Genomic DNA, 5,583 nt, shown 5'->3' on the forward strand with positions numbered 1-5,583 from the left:
AAATGTGCCTGTAAATGCGAAATGGCCACCCAGCGTTGGGTGGCCATTTCGTTGAAGAAGTCCGGCGGTGTCCTACTCTCCCACAGGGTCCCCCCTGCAGTACCATCGGCGCTGAGAGGCTTAGCTTCCGGGTTCGGAATGTGACCGGGCGTTTCCCTCTCGCTATGGCCGCCGAAACACTATTGATGTTCCAAAAACCAACAACGACTATTTCATTGTTGTGTTCCCGACCGTACATCGAGAACCACTCAGTGGACGCAAGCACCAAAAACGGTGTGTTATCAAGTCATCGGCTTATTAGTACCGGTCAGCTTCACGCATTACTGCGCTTCCACATCCGGCCTATCAACCCAGTAGTCTGGCTGGGAGCCTCTCACCCGAAGGTATGGAAGTCTCATCTTGAGGCCGGCTTCCCGCTTAGATGCTTTCAGCGGTTATCCATCCCGAACGTAGCTAATCAGCGGTGCTCCTGGCGGAACAACTGACACACCAGAGGTTCGTCCAACCCGGTCCTCTCGTACTAGGGTCAGATCCTCTCAAACTTCCTACGCGCGCAGCGGATAGGGACCGAACTGTCTCACGACGTTCTAAACCCAGCTCGCGTACCGCTTTAATGGGCGAACAGCCCAACCCTTGGGACCTACTCCAGCCCCAGGATGCGACGAGCCGACATCGAGGTGCCAAACCATGCCGTCGATATGGACTCTTGGGCAAGATCAGCCTGTTATCCCCGAGGTACCTTTTATCCGTTGAGCGACAGCGCTTCCACAAGCCACTGCCGGATCACTAGTCCCGACTTTCGTCCCTGCTCGACCTGTCAGTCTCACAGTCAAGCTCCCTTGTGCACTTACACTCGCCACCTGATTGCCAACCAGGTTGAGGGAACCTTTGGGCGCCTCCGTTACTTTTTGGGAGGCAACCGCCCCAGTTAAACTACCCACCAGGCACTGTCCCTGAACCGGATCACGGTTCTAAGTTAGATATCCAGAGTGACCAGAGTGGTATTTCAACAATGACTCCACGAACACTGGCGTGTCCGCTTCATAGTCTCCCACCTATCCTACACAAGCCACACCGAACACCAATACCAAGCTGTAGTAAAGGTCACGGGGTCTTTCCGTCCTGCTGCGCGTAACGAGCATCTTTACTCGTAATGCAATTTCGCCGAGTTCGCGGTTGAGACAGTTGGGAAGTCGTTACGCCATTCGTGCAGGTCGGAACTTACCCGACAAGGAATTTCGCTACCTTAGGATGGTTATAGTTACCACCGCCGTTTACTGGGGCTTAAATTCTCAGCTTCGCCTTGCGGCTAACCGGTCCTCTTAACCTTCCAGCACCGGGCAGGCGTCAGTCCGTATACATCGTCTTGCGACTTCGCACGGACCTGTGTTTTTAGTAAACAGTCGCTACCCACTAGTCTCTGCGGCCTCCAAACGCTTTCGGAGCAAGTCCTAATACGTCGAAGGCCCCCCTTCTCCCGAAGTTACGGGGGCATTTTGCCGAGTTCCTTAACCACGATTCTCTCGATCTCCTTGGTATTCTCTACCTGACCACCTGAGTCGGTTTGGGGTACGGGCAGCTAGAACCTCGCGTCGATGCTTTTCTCGGCAGCATAGGATCACCCACTTTTCATCCGCGTCGTGTCTCAGCCTATGTGAGTGACGGATTTGCCTATCACTCGGCCTACGCACTTGCACCAGGACTACCATCGCCTGGCTTGGGCTACCTTCCTGCGTCACACCTGTTAATACGCTAGCCGCACCAGCATGGGGTCGAGCGTTCACACGGACGACATCACCCCGAAGGGATCCGAACATCCCGAGCTAGGACTCTTAGCACCACTGGATTAGCTTGGGCGGTTCTTCGCCGGTACGGGAATATCAACCCGTTGTCCATCGACTACGCCTGTCGGCCTCGCCTTAGGTCCCGACTTACCCAGGGAAGATTAGCTTGACCCTGGAACCCTTGGTCTTTCGGAGGACGTGTTTCTCACACGTCTTTCGCTACTCATGCCTGCATTCTCACTCGTGTCGCGTCCACGGCTGGGTCACCCCGCCGCTTCACTCGCGACACGACGCTCTCCTACCCATCAACACGGCTGGACCACGAAGGCCTACCAATAATGTCAATGCCACAACTTCGGTGGCGTGCTTGAGCCCCGTTACATTGTCGGCGCGGAATCACTTGACCAGTGAGCTATTACGCACTCTTTCAAGGGTGGCTGCTTCTAAGCCAACCTCCTGGTTGTCTAAGCAACTCCACATCCTTTCCCACTTAGCACGCGCTTAGGGACCTTAGTTGGTGGTCTGGGTTGTTTCCCTCTCGACTATGAAGCTTATCCCCCACAGTCTCACTGCTGCGCTCTCACTTACCGGCATTCGGAGTTTGGCTGACGTCAGTAACCTTGTAGGGCCCATCGGCCATCCAGTAGCTCTACCTCCGGCAAGAAACACGCAACGCTGCACCTAAATGCATTTCGGAGAGAACCAGCTATCACGAAGTTTGATTGGCCTTTCACCCCTATCCACAGCTCATCCCCTCAGTTTTCAACCTAAGTGGGTTCGGTCCTCCACGACGTCTTACCGTCGCTTCAACCTGGCCATGGATAGATCACTTCGCTTCGGGTCTAGGACACGCGACTGAATCGCCCTATTCAGACTCGCTTTCGCTACGGCTACCCCACACGGGTTAACCTCGCCACGTATCGCTAACTCGCAGGCTCATTCTTCAAAAGGCACGCTGTCACCCCTACTAAGGAGGCTCCAACGGTTTGTAAGCAAACGGTTTCAGGTACTATTTCACTCCCCTCCCGGGGTACTTTTCACCTTTCCCTCACGGTACTTGTCCGCTATCGGTCATCTGGGAGTATTTAGGCTTATCAGGTGGTCCTGACAGATTCACACGGGATTTCTCGGGCCCCGTGCTACTTGGGATACTCTTCACGCCAAGAACAGGCATTTCGACTACGGGGTTCGCACCCTCTATGACCGGCCATTCAAAACCGTTCGTCTATACCCTCTTGTCACGTCGACTGCTCGGCAGAACAATCAGAAAAGTCCCACAACCCCCAACATGCAACGCCTGCCGGCTATCACACACGCTAGGTTTAGCCTCTTCCGGTTTCGCTCGCCACTACTCACGGAATCGCTGTTGCTTTCTCTTCCTGTGGGTACTGAGATGTTTCACTTCCCCACGTTCCCTCTACCCGCCCTATATATTCAGGCGGGAGTCACTAGGTCGGCACGCCGCCCAGCGGGGTTTCCCCATTCGGACATCCTCGGATCAAAACTCGCTTATCAGTTCCCCGAGGCTTATCGCAGATTGCTACGTCCTTCTTCGGCTCCAGATGCCAAGGCATCCACCGTTTGCTCTTAAAGACTTGAAATCACATGAGTTGAATCGTCAAAAAATTGACTAATGATCTTTAAGATCATCTTCACGACACCATCCCGAAGGATCATGTCGAAGATGCTCGCGTCCACTGTGTAGTTCTCAAAGTACGGGCGGTACCCTCCCCACCAGCCACAACCGTGACAAGCAGAAAAGGCCCTAGAGGAACAGCCACCAACCACCACCAGCCTTCCGACTAGCGCGATCAGCGCCCGGCCCCTCAGGACCCAACAGCGTGCATGTGCCCACCCCTCCGACCCGAACCGTTCCCACAGCAAGCTGCGTACTAGATCCAGAATCCTCAGACTGAGCACCCCATCAAATGTTCCACCCATGAGCTAACCGGCAGACACATTCGGTCTGATCCGGCGCCTGGACACCACAACCCGAAGACTGTAGCGCCAGATGCTCCTTAGAAAGGAGGTGATCCAGCCGCACCTTCCGGTACGGCTACCTTGTTACGACTTAGTCCTAATTACCGATCCCACCTTCGACGGCTCCCTCCACAAGGGTTGGGCCACCGGCTTCAGGTGTTACCGACTTTCATGACTTGACGGGCGGTGTGTACAAGACCCGGGAACGTATTCACCGCAGCGTTGCTGATCTGCGATTACTAGCGACTCCGACTTCATGAGGTCGAGTTGCAGACCTCAATCCGAACTGGGACCGGCTTTTTGGGATTCGCTCCACCTCACGGTATTGCAGCCCTTTGTACCGGCCATTGTAGCATGCGTGAAGCCCAAGACATAAGGGGCATGATGATTTGACGTCATCCCCACCTTCCTCCGAGTTGACCCCGGCAGTATCCCATGAGTTCCCACCATTACGTGCTGGCAACATAGAACGAGGGTTGCGCTCGTTGCGGGACTTAACCCAACATCTCACGACACGAGCTGACGACAACCATGCACCACCTGTTCACCAGTGTCCAAAGAGTTGACCATTTCTGGCCCGTTCTGGTGTATGTCAAGCCTTGGTAAGGTTCTTCGCGTTGCATCGAATTAATCCGCATGCTCCGCCGCTTGTGCGGGTCCCCGTCAATTCCTTTGAGTTTTAGCCTTGCGGCCGTACTCCCCAGGCGGGGAACTTAATGCGTTAGCTGCGTCACGGAAACCGTGGAATGGTCCCCACAACTAGTTCCCAACGTTTACGGGGTGGACTACCAGGGTATCTAAGCCTGTTTGCTCCCCACCCTTTCGCTCCTCAGCGTCAGTTACGGCCCAGAGATCTGCCTTCGCCATCGGTGTTCCTCCTGATATCTGCGCATTCCACCGCTACACCAGGAATTCCAATCTCCCCTACCGCACTCTAGTCTGCCCGTACCCACTGCAGGCCCGAGGTTGAGCCTCGGGATTTCACAGCAGACGCGACAAACCGCCTACGAGCTCTTTACGCCCAATAATTCCGGATAACGCTTGCGCCCTACGTATTACCGCGGCTGCTGGCACGTAGTTAGCCGGCGCTTTTTCTGCAGGTACCGTCACTTTCGCTTCTTCCCTGCTAAAAGAGGTTTACAACCCGAAGGCCGTCATCCCTCACGCGGCGTTGCTGCATCAGGCTTCCGCCCATTGTGCAATATTCCCCACTGCTGCCTCCCGTAGGAGTCTGGGCCGTGTCTCAGTCCCAGTGTGGCCGGTCACCCTCTCAGGCCGGCTACCCGTCGACGCCTTGGTGAGCCATTACCTCACCAACAAGCTGATAGGCCGCGAGCCCATCCCAGACCGAAAAATCTTTCCAGACGTTGACCATGCGATCACGCCTCATATCCAGTATTAGACGCCGTTTCCAGCGCTTATCCCAGAGTCCAGGGCAGGTTGCTCACGTGTTACTCACCCGTTCGCCACTGATCCACCAAGCAAGCTTGGCTTCACCGTTCGACTTGCATGTGTTAAGCACGCCGCCAGCGTTCATCCTGAGCCAGGATCAAACTCTCCGTAAAAAAGAAATGCATACAACACGGGGAAAAACCGTGCCGCAGCGAGTTTGAAACTGACCAAAGAGATACATCATTGCTGACTATCCGTTGCCACCCCCGAAGGAGTGGTCTTTGATCCAAAGGAATTTCTCGCAGTCCGAAGACCGACGAGGAATAAATTGGCATTTGACAAGTGCACGCTGTTGAGTTCTCAAGGAACGGACGCACCCACAGAAACGATCTCTCGACCTACCCGTGAGGCAACTTCACTACCTTAT

Annotated in this window: 3 rRNA genes; all 3 read right to left on the reverse strand. The window is 54.8% G+C overall.

What is annotated here, in order from left to right:
• Nucleotides 1–59 precede the first annotated feature (59 nt).
• The 3 genes from rrf to ACO03V_RS16120 all read right to left on the reverse strand — a co-directional run bounded on the left by rrf (nucleotide 60) and on the right by ACO03V_RS16120 (nucleotide 5,329).
• A 5S ribosomal RNA gene (rrf, locus tag ACO03V_RS16110) occupies nucleotides 60–176 on the reverse strand.
• 101 nt (nucleotides 177–277) lie between these two features.
• A 23S ribosomal RNA gene (locus ACO03V_RS16115) occupies nucleotides 278–3,385 on the reverse strand.
• A 421-nt stretch (nucleotides 3,386–3,806) separates the two neighbouring features.
• Nucleotides 3,807–5,329, reverse strand: a 16S ribosomal RNA gene (locus ACO03V_RS16120).
• The 16S, 23S and 5S rRNA genes sit together here, the layout of an rRNA operon.
• Nucleotides 5,330–5,583: the final 254 nt, after the last annotated feature.

Source organism: Microbacterium sp. HMH0099 (assembly GCF_049384025.1).
Taxonomy (GTDB): Bacteria; Actinomycetota; Actinomycetes; order Actinomycetales; family Microbacteriaceae; genus Microbacterium.